13 protein-coding genes are annotated in these 14,685 nt (G+C 66.9%); 3 read left to right on the top strand and 10 right to left on the bottom strand.

The window, feature by feature from the left end; translation table 11 throughout:
- The first annotated feature begins 243 nt into the window (after positions 1–243).
- On the top strand, positions 244–1,683 hold the full coding sequence (locus BMZ97_RS10000) for a S1 family peptidase (RefSeq protein ID WP_092167927.1): 1,440 nt from the start codon (positions 244–246) through the stop codon (positions 1,681–1,683).
- Positions 1,684–1,707: 24 nt separating this feature from the next.
- Here BMZ97_RS10000 and BMZ97_RS09995 read toward each other — a convergent pair whose 3' ends face one another.
- From BMZ97_RS09995 to BMZ97_RS09950, 10 genes are all read right to left on the bottom strand, one after another.
- A complete protein-coding gene (locus BMZ97_RS09995) occupies positions 1,708–2,913 on the bottom strand; it encodes a CaiB/BaiF CoA transferase family protein (RefSeq protein ID WP_092167923.1) in 1,206 nt (401 codons plus the stop codon).
- A 1-nt stretch (position 2,914) separates the two neighbouring features.
- On the bottom strand, positions 2,915–3,427 hold the full coding sequence (locus tag BMZ97_RS09990) for a GNAT family N-acetyltransferase (protein ID WP_092168927.1): 513 nt from the start codon (positions 3,425–3,427) through the stop codon (positions 2,915–2,917).
- 8 nt (positions 3,428–3,435) lie between these two features.
- Positions 3,436–4,266, bottom strand: a complete 831-nt coding sequence (locus tag BMZ97_RS09985; protein ID WP_092167920.1) for an IclR family transcriptional regulator — start codon at positions 4,264–4,266, stop codon at positions 3,436–3,438.
- Positions 4,267–4,332: 66 nt separating this feature from the next.
- On the bottom strand, positions 4,333–5,091 hold the full coding sequence (locus tag BMZ97_RS09980; protein WP_092167918.1) for an enoyl-CoA hydratase-related protein: 759 nt from the start codon (positions 5,089–5,091) through the stop codon (positions 4,333–4,335).
- 14 nt (positions 5,092–5,105) lie between these two features.
- Positions 5,106–6,062: an NAD(P)H-dependent flavin oxidoreductase gene (locus BMZ97_RS09975; protein ID WP_092167915.1), complete on the bottom strand. Its 957-nt coding sequence runs from the start codon at positions 6,060–6,062 to the stop codon at positions 5,106–5,108.
- Between the two features lie 11 nt (positions 6,063–6,073).
- Entirely contained in the window at positions 6,074–6,790 is a 717-nt protein-coding gene (locus tag BMZ97_RS09970; RefSeq protein WP_092167912.1) for an ABC transporter ATP-binding protein, read from the bottom strand.
- Positions 6,783–7,496 (bottom strand): ABC transporter ATP-binding protein, encoded by a 714-nt coding sequence (locus tag BMZ97_RS09965; protein WP_092167908.1) that lies wholly within the window; start codon positions 7,494–7,496, stop codon positions 6,783–6,785. The genes BMZ97_RS09970 and BMZ97_RS09965 overlap by 8 nt, the downstream gene beginning before the upstream one ends.
- On the bottom strand, positions 7,483–8,436 hold the full coding sequence (locus BMZ97_RS09960) for a branched-chain amino acid ABC transporter permease (RefSeq protein ID WP_210188228.1): 954 nt from the start codon (positions 8,434–8,436) through the stop codon (positions 7,483–7,485). The genes BMZ97_RS09965 and BMZ97_RS09960 overlap by 14 nt, the downstream gene beginning before the upstream one ends.
- Before the next feature lie 11 nt (positions 8,437–8,447).
- A complete protein-coding gene (locus tag BMZ97_RS09955; protein ID WP_092167903.1) occupies positions 8,448–9,320 on the bottom strand; it encodes a branched-chain amino acid ABC transporter permease in 873 nt (290 codons plus the stop codon).
- 155 nt (positions 9,321–9,475) lie between these two features.
- Complete coding sequence (locus BMZ97_RS09950; protein ID WP_092167900.1) at positions 9,476–10,642, bottom strand: ABC transporter substrate-binding protein; 1,167 nt, start codon at positions 10,640–10,642, stop codon at positions 9,476–9,478.
- A gap of 265 nt (positions 10,643–10,907) precedes the next feature.
- On the opposite strand from BMZ97_RS09950, the gene BMZ97_RS09945 reads away from it, so the two are divergent.
- A complete protein-coding gene (locus BMZ97_RS09945; RefSeq protein WP_092167898.1) occupies positions 10,908–12,989 on the top strand; it encodes a 3-hydroxyacyl-CoA dehydrogenase NAD-binding domain-containing protein in 2,082 nt (693 codons plus the stop codon).
- Positions 12,986–14,683: an AMP-binding protein gene (locus tag BMZ97_RS09940; RefSeq protein ID WP_092167895.1), complete on the top strand. Its 1,698-nt coding sequence runs from the start codon at positions 12,986–12,988 to the stop codon at positions 14,681–14,683. Before BMZ97_RS09945 ends, BMZ97_RS09940 begins: the two co-directional genes overlap by 4 nt.
- Positions 14,684–14,685: the final 2 nt, after the last annotated feature.

The raw sequence follows: 14,685 nt of genomic DNA, 5'->3' as shown, positions 1-14,685 counted from the left end.
CGTGTCCTCTTCGGTCGAGCTTGCGCGTCAATCTCGGCGCGATCCGCGTCCGCCCGATGACAGCCTGAGCCCGCCGGCAAGCTAGCACCGGCGCTTGCCGACGCAATGCGAAAGGTGCGCGTTGCCCGATGAGGCGAGCTCGCACGAGATCTTGCGCTTGATCTTGTCTCGCTCCGTCATCGCAGTTGCGGGCGCGCGCGATCTGACGCTCAATGCGGCCTCTTGCAGGGGCGGAGGCATGCGATGGCGAGTGCGATCAGAACCCGTTTCGGGCGGGCCGTGGGGTTGCGGCTGGCTCTGGCCGCTCCTGCTTTTGCGTTCCTGCCGGCGCTGGCGCAGGCGCAGGCTCCCGCGCCGGCGCCCAATCCCCAGCTTGCCGCGGCGCAGGCGAGCTTCGACGCGCTGCCCGAGGCCGAGCGCAAGGCGATTCAGACCGATCTGATCTGGGCCGGCCTGTTCAACGCTGCGGCGAGCGGCTCCTATGGCCCGCTGACCTTCCGCGCCATCAATGCGCTGAAGGCCGGGCGCGGCGAGCCCAATGGCGTGCTCTCGCCGGCCGAGCGCGCGACGCTTGCGCAAGCGGCCCGCGGCGCGCGCGAAGCGGCGGGGTTTCGCCTGATCGATGACGAGCGCACCGGCATGCGGATCGGCATTCCTGAAAAGGTGCTGTCCAAGCGCGAGGCGACGCCGACCGGCGGCAGTCGCTGGCAGAGCGCCGACGGCAAGATCACGCTCGATGCGACCACGAGCCCGCCGGGAGAGACGCTGGACTCGGTCTTCGAGAAGGCGACCCTGGTCAATCCCAACAACCCCGGCCGCAAGATCACCTACAAGTTGTTGCGCCCGGATTTCTTCGTCATCACCGGCGAGACCGCCACGGGTAAGTTCTACCGCCGCTTGGCGTCCGGGCCGCAAGGCCTGCGCGGCTTCTCGATCGGCTATGACAAAACGATGTCAGCCAGCGTCGACAAGCTGGTGATCGCCATCGCTGCGAGCTTCGAGCCCTTCCCGACGGGGCCCGCGCCGGCGAGCCCGGCGAGTGCGATTGCAAGCGTCGCAGGCTCGCCGCCTCCCGCTGTTCGTCCGGTCGCGCCCCCGACCGAGCGCTATGGCGTCGGGCTCGTGGTGTCGGACAAGGTCGTGGCCACGGCGGCCTCGGCGATCGACGGTTGCCGCTCGCTCAGGGTCGGCGGGCGCCCGGCACGGCTGCGCGCCAAGGATGATGCCAGCGGGCTCGCCTTGCTCGATGTCGATGGCGGGCCGGCGCTGACCGCGCTCGGGTCCCGCTCCGAGGCGCTGGGCGAGCGCGAAAACCTCGTCCTGGTGGCGTTCGGCGATGATGCCGGCAAGCGCGCCGCCCTCGCCTTGCCGGGACAAGCCGTCCGGATCGGGGCGAATGCGGCCGTGTTCGCGCCGCTCCAGCCAGGCCAGGCCGGCAGCCCGGTCTTCGACCGGCAGGGCCGCCTGGCAGGGCTGGTCACGGCCAATCCCTCTGACAAGATCCTGATCGCCGGGGTCGCGCCGCAACGGGCTTATGCGGTGGCGGGCGCGGCGGCCTTGCAGGCCGTGATTACGAAGGCGGGGCTCTCACTTCCCGCAGCAGTTGCCGGCGGCGAGCTCAGCACCGGCAGGATCGTCGAGAAGGTCGGCAAATCGGTGTTGCCGGTGGTGTGCGGCCTTTGATGCGCCGGATCCAGAGGCGTCGAATTACCCGATCACGCCGGTGCCCTTGAGCGTGGCGATCCGCTCCGCGCTCAGGCCGAGATCGGCCAGCACCGCGTCGGTATCCTGGCCCAACCCTGGCGGGCGGTGGCGCAGGGGCGCGCGCTCGCCGTCGAGGCGGTAGGGTGGGGCGAGCACGGCGGGCGTGTCGGCATTGCCGGCGTCGTCGCTGACCATGCCGGCCTGCGTTGCGCGCTCCGAGCGCAGCGCCTGGTTCAGGCCCAGCACCTCGCCGCAAGGAATGCCGCCCGCAGCGAGCCGCTGCAGCAGCAGCGCGCGCGGCCTTGCCTTCAGCTCCGCCTCGATCATCGGCAGCAGCTCCGGGCGGTTCTGGGTGCGCAGCAGGTTGGTGGCGAAGCGCGCATCCTCCGCCAGGTCCGGCCGCTCGATCACGATCCGGCAGAAGCGCTCATACTGGGCGTTGTTGCCGACAGTGATGACGAGTGGTCCGTCGGCGGCGTCGAAGACGCCATAGGGCACGATCGAGGGATGGGCGTTGCCGTAGCGCGGCGGATTCTCGCCCAGCGCCAGTGCTTCCAGACCGTAATAGGAGGTGACCGAGAGGCCGCAATCGAACAGTGCCATCTCGATATGCCGGCCCTTGCCGGTGCGTCCGCGCTGGATCAGCGCGGCGAGCACGGCCTGGGCCGAGTATTGCCCGGTGAAGAGGTCGACGATGGCGACGCCGAACTTCAGCGGCGGCTGATCGTCATTGCCGTTCATGCCCATCAATCCGGATTCGCCCTGGATGACGAGGTCATAGCCGGGGCGCGAGGCTTCCGGCCCATCCGAGCCGTAGCCGGCGATCGAGCAGTAGATCAGGCCGGGGTTGAGCGCACTCAGCGCCTCGTAGCCAAGGCCGAGCTTGTCGGCGCCGCCGGTCTTGAAGTTCTGGATCAGCACATCGCTCCTGGCGGCGAGGTCGCGCACGATCGCCAGCCCCTCGGGCTTGCCGACATCGACGCCGATCGAGCGCTTGTTGCGGTTGACGCTGTTGAAATAGCAGGTGTTGCGTTCGCCCAGCCGAAAACCCCAGTCACGCGTGTCGTCGCCGCGCAGGGGGTGCTCGACCTTGATCACCTCGGCGCCGAGATCGGCCAGGACCTGGCCGCACCACGGGCCGGCGAGGATGCGCGAGAGATCGAGCACACGGATGCCGGAAAGGGGGAGGTCGAGTGTGGTCATCGGCATGTCACGCTGCTTGCTTGGGCTGCTCAGGTACGAGATAAGCCATCAGATCGCGGTCCTCGTAACCGTCTTCGGCCATGATCGCGTTTCGCTGGCGCCCTTCATGCGCGAAGCCCAGTTGCGCATAGAGGGCTATGGCGCGCTGGTTGGAGCTGCGAACAGTCAACTCTATGCGCTTGAGCCCGGATGCGGCAGCGCCTGCCATCGCCTGTTGCATCAGCAAGCGACCAAGCCCCAAACCGCGATATTGCGCGAGGATGCCGATGCCGAGCGTGCCGCAGTGGTGCCGGGTAGGTCTACTGATGTCGCGGACGATGTCGCACCAACCGACGATCATATCGTCGACGAGCCCGACAAGATGTGTGTTTCCAGTCGCAATATTAGCTTCGACATAGACGACGATGCGCTCGATCGGTGGAGCCTCTTCGAAGGCCAGGTAGCGCCGCTCACGAGCAACTTCGTCGAGCACCTCTCGGAAACGCGGTGCGTCGGTGGCGGCGATAGGGCGGACAGTCACAACCGGCCTCACGAACCCATCACTCCTTCCAGGCTTGCGGCCAGTGCGATCAGCCGCGGCCGGACCTCGTCCATCAGGAAATCCCGGTCGAGGATCACGCTAGGCGCGCCGCAATTGATCGACATCGGCGGCAGGCCGCCACCGGGCTGGAAGGCGACCGCGATGGCACTCACCGTCGGCTGCCATTCGCCGAAGGAGCGGGCGCAGCCGAAGGTCGCATAATCCTCCAGCGCCCGGTCGATGCCCTCGCGCAGGCGCGGCCAGGCTGCATCGTCGACCGAATGGATATCCTCCATGATCGCGCGCCGCTCGGCTTGGCTGCAGACGGCGAGATAGGCGCGGCCCATGGCACTGCGCGCGAGTGAGAGCCTGGAGCCGGTATCCATGTTGAGCGCGATCGCGGCCTCGCCGCGGCAGCATTCGATATAGCGCATGCTGAGCCGCTCACGGACGCCGAGACCCACCGTGGCGTTGGCGAAGCTCGCGAGATCGCGCATGCCGACCCGCGCCAGGCGACGGACATCGAGCCCGGCAAGCGCATTGGCTCCGAGCGCGATCAGCGCCGTGCCGAGCCGGTAGCTGCCGGATTCCGGGACATGGTGGAGATAGCCGAGGGTGGTCAGCGTATGGGTCAGGCGCGAGACGGTCGAGCGGGCAAGGCCGCAGCGCGCGGCGATCTCGGAATTGGCGAGCGCCGCCTCGCCGCGCCTGAAGCAGGCCAGCACCTCGAGGCCGCGCGCCAGCGCCGTGACGAAATGGCGGTCCTCCCTGGGACTGGCGAGATCGTCGGTGTGCGCGTCTGCGTCGGAGTGAGAGCTTGCTTGCAGGATGGCCTCCATCGGCTAGCCTTTTGTTTTAACGCGTTTTATTCACGCGAACCGGTGCCCACTTCGCTCGAAAACGCTCTACCGCTTCAGGAAGGCGGCGAAGGCGGCCTTGGCCTCGGCCGAGAGCAGCCGCTCGCCGAAGAGCCGGCCTTCGGTGGCGATCGTCTCGGCGACATGGGCCGCGTTGCCGCGCTTCAACAGCGATTTCGTCAGCGCGACCGATTCCGGCGGCAGTGCGGCGAGCGCCCTGGCCTTCTCCAGCGCCATGGCAAGCGCGCCGCCCTCCGCGGTCACGGCATTGACGAGGCCAGACTCAGCGGCGGCTTCAGGCCCGAAGGCCTCGCCCAGCATCAGCAGTTCGGCCGCACGCTTGCTGCCGGCGATCAAGGGCAGGAGATAGCTCGATGCGCCTTCGGGGCTCAGGCCCAGCGCGACGAAGGGCAGGCGGAAGCTCGCGCCCTTGGCCGCATAGGCGAGGTCGCAATGCAGCAGCATGGTAGTCCCTATGCCGACGGCAAAACCCTCGACCGCGGCGACGATCGGCTTCTTAGCGGTCGAGATCGCATTGAGGAAATCCATGGCGACGCGCGGGCCGCTGTCGCTGACCGCGGCGAAATCCTTGATGTCGTTGCCGCTGGTGAAGCAGCCGCCGGCCCCCGTCAGCACGATCGCGCGGATCTGCGGATCGGCTTCTGCCGCCCCGATCGCGTCGATCAGCCCTTGATAGCTGGCGCGGTCGAGCGCGTTCTTGCGCTCGGGCCGGTTCATCGTGACCTGGACGATGCCGGGCAAGACGGTTTGACTCAAGACGGTTTGGCTCAGGATGGTTTCGGTCATGGTCTCATCCTCGATCAGCGGCTGCAGAGAGCGGCTTTCGCCTGCTCATATTCGGTCTTGAGGCGTTCGATCACGGTGGCGGCGGAGGGCGCGTCGTCGATCAGCCCGACGCCCTGGCCCGAGCCCCAGATGTCGCGCCAGGCTTTTGCGGTCCCCGAGCCGAAGCTCATCTTGCTCTTGTCGGCATGAGGCAGATCGTCGGGGTCGAGCCCCTGGGCCGCGATCGAGGGCTTGAGGTAGTTGCCGGGCACGCCGGTGAAGAAGGGCGTGTAGACGATGTCGGCGGCAGCCGCCTCGACGATCATCTCCTTGTAGCCTTGCGCCGCATTGCCCTCCTCGGTAGCGATGAAGCGGGTGCCGATATAGGCAAGATCGGCGCCCATCGCCTGGGTGGCGAGAATCGCCTGCCCGGTCGCGATCGCACCGGAAAGAATGATCGGCCCGTCGAAAAACCGCCGGACCTCGCCGACCAGCGCGAAGGGGCTCAAGGTGCCGGCGTGGCCGCCCGCGCCGGCGCAGACCAGGATCAAGCCGTCGACGCCGGCTTCGAGCGCCTTCTGGGCATGGCGGATGGTGGTGACGTCGTGGAAGACGAGCCCGCCATAGGAATGGGCGGCTTCGACGACCTCGTTGGGCGCGCGCAGCGATGTGATGATGATCGGGACTTCGTGGCGGACGCAGACCTCCATGTCATGCATCAGCCGGTCGTTCGAGGCGTGGACGATCTGGTTGACCGCGAAGGGGGCGATCTTTCGCGCCGGGTCGGCGGCCTTGGCGGCGGCGAGTTCCGTCTTGATACGGGTGATCCAGAGGTCGAGCTGCTCGGCCGGGCGGGCGTTCAGCGCTGGAAAGGAGCCGACGACGCCGTTCAGGCATTGCGCGATGACGAGCTCCGGTCCCGAGACGATGAACATCGGCGAGCCGATGACCGGGAGGCTGAGCGTGTCGGCGAGTGAGGCAGGCAGGGCCATTCTGGTCTCCGTCAGAAGCTCGCCGCGCCGGTTTCGCGGGCGAGGTAAAGATCGTGCAGGCGTTCCAGATCGACCTTGTCCGCCTTCTGGCTCATGAGCAGCTTGCCCGAGCGCATCAAATGGACATGGTCGGCGACCGAGAGCGCGATATGCGTGTTCTGCTCGATCAGCGCGATGGTGACGCCTTCGCTCTTGAGCCGGCGGATGATCGAGAAGACCTCCTTGACGATGACGGGAGCGAGGCCGAGCGATGGCTCGTCGATCAGCAGGATGCGCGGCTCGCTCATCATGCCGCGCCCCATCGCCACCATCTGCGCCTCGCCGCCCGAGAGCGAGCCGGCGAGCTGGCGGTGGCGCTCCCTGAGGCGTGGGAAGAGATCGTAGACGCGTTCGAGATTGCGGGCGCGGGCATTGCGGCAACGGCGCGGATAGGCGCCCAGCGACAGGTTTTCCTCGACGCTCATATCCTTGAAGACCATGCGGCCCTCGGGAACCATGACGAGGCCGGCCTCCAGCAGATCCCAGGTCTTGGCCTTGAGCGCGCGCCCGTCGAGCCTGATCTCGCCCTGATGCGGGATCAGGCCCATCAGGGCGCGAAACAGCGTCGTCTTGCCGGCGCCGTTGGGGCCGACGATCGCTGTCAGCTCGCCCTGGGGAAAGCCGAGCGAGACGTCCCAGAGCACGTTGATGGCGCCGTAGCCGGCGCGCAATTGCCTGACCTCAAGCATCGGCGGCTCCCGTATAGCTCTCGACCACGGCGGGGTTGCGGAAGACCTCGGCTGGCGTGCCGTCGGCGATCATCTGGCCGAAATTCAGCACGACGGCGCGTGAGCACAGCGTCGAGATCGTCTCGATGTCGTGTTCGACGATGACGATGGCGAGCTTGTAGCGCTCATGCAGTTCGCGCAGCTTGTCGACGAAGCGGCGCTTGGCCTTGCTCTCCAGCCCCGCCAGAACCTCGTCGAGCAGCAGAAGTTTCGGGTCGGTGGCGAGCGCCTTGGCGATTTCGAGCCGCTTCAATTCCTGCAGCGCGAGCTCGGTTGCGGCATTGCGCTCGGCATGCTGACCAAGCTCCATCACCTCTAGGATCTCGTCGACGCGAGCGGTGTCGGCTTTGCCGGCGCCAAAGACCTGCGCGACCGTGAGGTTCTCGCGCACGGTCAGGTGATGCATCGGCTGCGGGATCTGGAAGGTACGCCCGAGGCCGAGCCGGGCGCGGGCATGCAGCGGCAGCCGGCTGATCTCGCGTTCTGCGAACAGGATGCGCCCGGTCTTCGGCCGGACCAGCCCGGATATGGTGTTGAACAATGTGGTCTTGCCGGCGCCATTGGGGCCGACGAGGCCGAGGATCTCGCCGGCGCCCATGGCGAAGGAGACATCCTTCAATGCGGTCAACCCGCCGAAGCGGACAGTGACGTCCTCAAGCCGCAGCATGGGCGGCTCCCTTGGTCGTTTTGCGCTGGAACATCCCGAAGAGCCCGTTGGGCGCGATCAGGATCATGCCGGCGAGCAGGACGCCGAGCAGGATCTCGTGGCCGACCGGCAGCAGTTCCTTGGCGATGATCTGGTCGAACAGATAGATCAGCGCTGCGCCTGCGACCGGCCCCAGGATGGTGCGGTAGCCGCCGAAGATCGCGGCGATGATCGGCAGGATGCTCCAGCTCGCCGAGAAGGCGTAATCCGGCTCGAGGAAGTTGATGATATGAGCGTTCATCGCGCCGAACAGCCCGGTGATGAAGGCCGAGAGCAGCAGCATCCAGGCTTTCAGCAAAGTTGCGTTGACGCCGACGACGCGCGTCGCATCCTCGCTCTCGGCCATGGCGCGCAAGGCCGTGCCGACATGGCTGCGCTTCACCGCGAGATAGATCGCAGCGCAAAGCGCCACCAGGACCACGAGCAGGCAGTAGCTGCCGATGCGGCTCGACAGGTCGAGCCCCATGATCGTCGGCAAGGGCGGGAAGCGCTGGAAACCGGCCGAGCCGCCGGTGATCGAGGTCGCTTCCGTTGCCAGGATCTTGAAGATATGGGCGTAGGCCAGGATGGCGAGCGCGAAATAGGGGCCCGACAGCCTGAGCGCCGGCAGCATCGCGACCGAGCAGAGCGCGGCCCCGCAGGCACCTGCCAGCAGCGCGAGCGGTACGGGCAGGCCGAACTTCGCCGAGAGGATCGCCGAGGTATAGGCGCCGACGCCGAAGAAGGCGGCGTGGCCGAAGGAGACCATGCCGCCGAGATTGCCGAGCAGAGCCCAGGCGAGTGCGACGCCGGCGACGATGAGGGCGGAGACCATCAGCCCCATGACGTAGGAATTGCCGCCGAAGGCGATGGGCACGGCGATCGCGACGGCGAGGATCAGGAGAGCGGGAAGGCTGCGCATCATCGGGCTCCTCAACCGCGCCTAGTGCGTGCGCCGAACAGGCCGTTCGGCATGAAGAAGAGCACGAGCAGGAAGAGCACCATACCGACGAGCTCTTGCAGCGCTGAGCTTGCCAATGTCACGGTCATCGCCTCGGTGACGCCCAGCAGCAGCGCCGCGCAGAACACCCCGGGAATCGAACCGACGCCTGCCAGCACGGTGACGATGAAGGCCTTGATGGTGAGCCCGGGTCCGAGCGCCGGCTGCACGACGCTCATCGTATAGAGCGCCACGCCCGCCACGCTGGCGAGGATGCCCGCGACGATGAAGGCCGCGAGCTCGACGCGGCGCGGATCGATGCCCATCAGCTTGGCGGCGTCGCGGTTGGAGGAGACGGCGCGCACGGCGCGGCCATACCAGCTGTGCTTCAGCCACCACCAGAGGCCCGCCATCACGGCAAGGCTGATGATGAAGGCGGTGATCTCGCCCTTCATGGCGTAGACCGAGCCGAAGGAGACGGCGTCCTGCAGGAAGGGCGATCCCGTCGAGCGCACATCGCTGGCGAAGACCAGGAGGATGGCATTGGTCAGAATGATGCCGATCGCGAAGGTCAGGATCAGCGAATTCAATTCGCGGTGTTCGCGGATGCGCTCGATCAGCAGATAGATCACGACGCTGACGATGCCGGTCACGGCGAAGGCGAGCGGGATCGCGGCGTAAGGGTTCCAACCGGTCCGGCTCTCGATGACATAGGCCATGTAGGCGGCAAGCAGCACGAGTTCGCCATGGGCGAGGTTGATGATCTTCATCGCGCCGAAGGTCAGCGCGATGCCGAGCGCGACCAGCGCATAGACCGAGCCGACGAGCAGGCCGGAGAAGAGGGATTGCTGGAGGAGTTCGAGCATGAGCGGGGAGGAGAGCCTGGTTCGTTCATTCCGCCGTCATCCCGGGCGACCGAAGGGAGACCCGGGATCCATGCCGGAACGGTTCAGGCATGGATCCCGGGTCTGCGCTTCGCTGCGCCCGGGATGACGGCGCGGGCGTTACTGGACGTATGCGATCACCACGGCACGGCGGGGTAGGCGAGCTTGCCGGTGGCGAATTCGGCCGGTGAGACCAGCGGGATCTTGCCGTCGCGGTGCTGGCCCATGCTGAGCGCGAAATTCGGGTTGTCGCCGACTTCGTTGAAGGTGATGCGGCCGAGCGGCGAGGGGCGGTTGGTTGTCTTCATCTCGGCGAGCAGGCCCGCGCTCTTCAGCGTGCCGGCATCGGCGGCGCGGGCAAGCGCCTCGCTCAGCACCATCGTCTCGACGAAGGCGAGCGTCGAGGCGTACTCGATCTCCTTGCCGAACATCTCCTTGTAGACGGCGGCGAATTTCCGGCCCTCCTCATCCTTCACCTCGACGGGGAAGGGCAGGAAGGTGGTGCCGATGACATTCTGCATCAGGTCGGGGAAATCGGAATACATCTTCGGTGTCGCCAGCGACCAGGCGCCGACGATGGCCTTCACCGGGGGCTTGAGAACCTTGGCGGCACGGATGATGCCGACATAGTCGTTCTCATAGGCCGACATGAAGATGATCTCGGACTTGTCCTGCAGCTTCACCTTGTTGATGATCGGTTTGAAGTCGGTGATCGCGGGGTCGAACGGATGCAGCGTGACCTTGTAGCCCTTCTTGGCGAGGCTCTCCTCGAGCCCTTTCGCCAGCAGCATCGGCGCTTCCTTGGTCGAGGCGATGATCGAGACGCCGTTGGGCTTCACCTCCTCGATCAAGCCCTCGACGCCGCGCTGGTAGCCGGCATTGTTGTTGATCCGGAAGAAGTTCTTGTTGCCGCGCTGGACCAGCTCGTCGGAGACCGCGCCGCCGGTGATGTAGACCTTGCCGAGGCGGTTGGAGGTGTCGGAGGCCGGGCCGACGATGTTGGAGCCGTAGCCGCCGATGATCGCGGCCGCACCGTCGGAGGAGAGCTTCTCGACGGCGGTGACGGCCTTGGCCGGCTGGCTCTCGTCATCGATGACCGTGACCTTGATCCTGTGCTTGCTCTGGCTCTCGTTGAAGACCTTGAGCGCGACCTGCATGCCCTCGTTGAAGGCCTGGCCGGAACGGGCGAGCGAACCGGTCAGCGGCATATGCGCGCCGATCGTGATGTCCTCGGCGCGGGCGCTGGCGGCAAAGCTGATGGTCGCGGCGAGGCAGGCCGTTGCAAGACAATTCCTGCGGATCATGAATTCCTCCGAAGTGCTTCTTCACCGGGCCGTTTCGCGGCATGATGTGGCGTTGCCAATGGCATGGCACGGGGTTTTGGGAGCGGTCAAGCGGCGGACATCAATTCCGCATTGCAGCATGATGTGAGGTGCGACACTGGCTCGGCTGCGTTAAGTCCCGGGTCTGCATCTTGACAAAGCGCTGGCGAGCCACTTCCTAGTGACCATAAATGCAGACTGTCGTTCTGCAGTGCAGAACATAAATTTCGACTAGAGGAAAACGCTCATGGAGTTGGTCCAGCTTGCCCTTCGTGGCAGGGTCGCGGTCGCGACGATCGCCAATCCACCGGTCAACGCGCTGAGCGCAGGCGTTCGCGCCGGGCTCGCCGAGGCCGTCGCGAAAGCCGGCTCCGATCCCGCAGTGGACGCGATCGTGATCGCGGCCGCCGGCAAGGCCTTCATCGCCGGCGCCGATATCAGCGAGTTCGGCAAGCCGCCGGCGGCGCCGATCCTGCCCGATGTGCTCGAGGCGATCGAGACCTGCGCCAAGCCGGTGGTCGCGGCGATCCAGGGCGTGGCGCTGGGCGGCGGCCTGGAGGTCGCGCTGGCCTGCCACGCCCGCGTGGCTTCGCCTGCGGCCAGGCTCGGCCTGCCCGAGATCAAGCTCGGCATCATCCCGGGTGCGGGCGGCACGCAGCGCCTGCCGCGCCTGATCGGTGCGGCGAAGGCGTTTCCGATGATGCTGAGCGGCGAGCCGATCTCGGCCGACAAGGCGGCTGCATACGGGCTCGTCGACATGGTCGCGCTCGGCGATGTCGTCGAGGCGGCGGCAGCTTTGGCTCGGGATCTCGCGAGCAAGGGTGCGCCGCCCCAGACGGCCGACCGCATGGAGGCGTTGACAGCGGCCGATCGTGAGGCTTTTGAGGCGCTCGCAGCCGAGGCGACCAAGAAATCCGGCGACATGCCCAATGCGATGGCGCTGATCGAGGCCGTGCGCGGCGTGTTCACGTTGCCCTTCGCGGAGGGCATGGGGGCCGAGCGGGCCCTGTTTCGCACGCTCGTCGCCGATGAGCGCTCCAAGGCGCTGCGCTATGCCTTCTTCGCCGAGCGCGAGGCTGCCAAGGTGCCAGGCATCGAGGCGAGCGTGAAGCCGCGCCCGATCGCGAAAGCGGCGGTGATCGGCGCCGGCACGATGGGGGGCGGCATCGCCATGTGCTTCGCCAATGCCGGCATTCCCGTGACCCTGATCGAGACCGAGCAGGGGCAGATCGACAACGGCATGAACCGGGTCGCGGCGATCTACGAGATGTCGGTGGCGCGCGGCTCGCTGACGCCGGAGAGGCGCGACGAGCGCATGGCGCTGATCACGCCCGCCGTTGGGCTTGCTGCAGCCGCGGATGCGGACATCGTGATCGAGGCGGCCTTCGAGGAGATGGGCGTCAAGAAGCAGATTTTCGGCGCGCTCGACGGCATCGCCAAACCCGGCGCGATCCTCGCCAGCAACACCTCCTATCTCGACATTCCGACGATCGCGGCTGCGACCAAGCGGCCCCAGGATGTGATCGGGATGCATTTCTTTAGCCCGGCCAATGTCATGAAGCTCCTGGAGGTGGTGCGGCCCGCCGGCGTGGCCGATGATGTCGTCGCGACTGCGGTTGCGCTCGGGCGCACGCTCGGCAAGGTGCCGGTCGTGGTCGGCAATTGCTTCGGTTTCGTGGGCAACCGCATGCTGGCGCAGCGCACGCGGGCGGCCGAGCGTTTGCTGATCGCCGGAGCCTTGCCCCATGAGGTCGATGCGGCCGTGACTGCTTTCGGCTTCAAGATGGGGCCGTTCGCGATGTCGGACCTCGCCGGCAACGATATCGGCTGGCGCACGCGCAAATCGCTGGGGAAGAAGGCTGCGGTCGCCGACGCGCTCTGCGAGGCCGGTCGGTTCGGCCAGAAGACCGGCAAGGGCTATTACCTCTATCCGGCCGGCGCGCGCGCGGGCCAGCGCGACCCAGAGGTCGAGGCTCTGATCGCGAGCATCTCGGCTGAGAAGGGCGTGACGCGGCGGTCCTTCACGGCCGACGAGATCGTGGCGCGCTTGATGGACCCGATGGTCAATGAGGGCGCGCGCATCCTCGAAGAGGGCGTCGCGGCGCGGCCGGGCGACATCGATATCATCTGGCTCAACGGTTATAACTGGCCGGCCTGGCGCGGTGGGCCGATGCATTGGGCCGATACGGTCGGGCTCGACGTGATCGTCAAGCGGCTCGAGGCGCAAGCGGCCGAGAGCGGCGACGCGACGCTCGAACCGTCGCCGCTGCTGCGCAAGCTCGCCACTGAGGGCAAGGGGTTCTCGGAGCTGAAGGCGCAAGCCGCATGAGCGCGGCCGGGAAATCCGGCACGCGGCCGGTCTGGCAGCAGCGCTTCCCCAAAGCCTGCGACTGGGAGGCGCGCGTCGAGACCGGCATCGTGCCGGATCTGCTGGCGGCTGCCGTGGCGGCGCGCCCGGATGCGCCCGCGATCGAATTCCGCGAGCGCCGGACGCGCTATGCCGAATTGGACGCGATGGTGGCGCAGCTGGCGGCCGGGCTGATCGCCGATGGCGTCAAGCCTGGCGACCGCGTCGCGCTGCTCCTGCCCAACACGCTCTGGCACCCGATCGCCTTCTTCGCCGTCGCGCGCTGCGGGGCGAGCGTGGTGCATCTCTCGGCGCTGGATGCGCCGCGCGAGCTGGAGCACAAGCTCAAGGCGACGAAACCGGGCCGGTTGATCACGACCAATCTGCCAGGCTTCCTGCCGAATGCGCTGAAGCTGCTGGAGGCAGGCGCCGTTCCGCGCCTGCTCGTCGGCGAGGATGGCCGCTGGGGGGCCGGCGAGGCCGCGCCACTGGCGATCCCGAACCAGGCGAGCGTCGCCCGGCTCGACGATCTCATGGACGCAGCTCCACCGGCGTCATGGCCTGTCGTCTCGCCTGACGACGTCATGCTGCTGCAATTCACCGGCGGCACCACCGGCCTGCCCAAGGCGGCGATGCTGAGCCATGGCAATCTCGTCTCCGCGGTGAACATCTATCGGCTCTGGACCGATGGCGAGCCGCTGGAGCCCGGCGCGCAAAAGACGATCTGCGTGTTGCCGCTGTTCCATATCTATGCGCTGACGACGCTGTTGCTGCGCCATATCCGCGACGGCAACGAGATCCTGCTGCGCCAGCGTTTCGATGTGGAGACGCTGATCGCCGATATTTCGGTCAAGCGTGCGACGCTGTTCTCCGGCGTGCCGACGATGTGGTTTGCTCTCTTGAACCGTGAAGGCGTCGAGGCTGTCGACTTCTCCTCGCTGCGCTCCTGCGTCTCCGGCGGAGCGCCGCTGCCCTTCGAGGTGCAGACGAAGCTTGAAGGCATTCTCGGCGTCCGGCTCAATAATGGCTGGGGCATGACCGAGACCGCGCCGGCCGGCTCGCGCGTGCCGGGCGACGCCAAACCGCGGCCGGGGCTGATCGGCGTGCCCCTGCCAGGCATCACCATGAAGATCGTTTCGCTCGAGCCCGAGCGCGACGAGTTTCCGCCCGGCGAGATCGGCGAGATCGCGATCAAGGGCCCTAATGTCTTCAAGGGCTATCTCGACGACGAGGCCGCGACGCAGGAGGCCTTCCATGAGGGCTGGTTCCTGACCGGCGATCTCGGCCGGATGGATGAGGACGGGCTGTTCGAGATCGTCGACCGCCGCAAGAACATGATCATTTCAAGCGGCTATAACGTCTATCCCGTCGCGATCGAGAGCGCGATTTACGAGCACCCGGCGGTGCAGGAGGTCGTCGTGATCGGCGTCGACGACGCCTATCGCGGCCAGGCTGCCAAGGCCTTCGTCAAGCTCAAGACCGGCCATGCGCCGTTTTCGCTGGAAGAGCTCTCCGTCTTCCTGAAAGACCGGCTCGGCCGGCACGAAATGCCGCGTGCGCTCGAATTCCGCGAGAGCCTGCCGCGCAGCGCTGCCGGAAAGCTGCTGGCCAAGGTGCTGGTGGCCGAGGAAAAACAGAAACAGGCGGCCTCGGCCGCTACCGATTCCGCTGCATAGGA

The organism is Allobosea sp. OK403, assembly GCF_900113835.1.
Taxonomy (GTDB): Bacteria; Pseudomonadota; Alphaproteobacteria; order Rhizobiales; family Beijerinckiaceae; genus Allobosea.
Note: the sequence above shows the minus strand (reverse complement) of the source record. Positions and strands in the feature narration are given on the sequence as shown.